Origin of the sequence: Rhizobium redzepovicii (genome assembly GCF_019793435.1) — a bacterium.
In the GTDB taxonomy this organism is placed as follows: domain Bacteria; phylum Pseudomonadota; class Alphaproteobacteria; order Rhizobiales; family Rhizobiaceae; genus Rhizobium; species Rhizobium redzepovicii.
In genome coordinates, this window is the sequence record NZ_JAILYH010000119.1 from 1 (window position 1) to 255 (window position 255).

Consider the following 255-nt stretch of genomic DNA (forward strand, 5'->3'; position numbering starts at 1 on the left):
ATCGCTATGGCGCTGCCGTCGACTTCGCGATCCATCGACCAGGCGAGGGAAGCGACATCAGAAACAGCCATGCGCATCTGATGATGACGACGCGCCAGCTGACAGAAGCCGGTCTTGGCGACAAGACCTTGCTTGAGCGGGAGAACAGGTGGCTTCTCGCCAACCACCTGCCGCCATCGCAGCTGCAGCTGAAGGAACTGCGCCAGGCTTGGGAGCATCTGGCCAACTCTCACCTTGAGAGGGCCGGCCTCGATA

1 protein-coding gene is annotated in these 255 nt (G+C 61.2%); it reads left to right on the forward strand.

Annotation, left to right across the window (positions count from 1 at the left end):
- Positions 1–255 (forward strand): MobA/MobL family protein (locus K6N12_RS33855; RefSeq protein WP_222149193.1); only part of this gene is annotated, 255 nt, incomplete at both ends.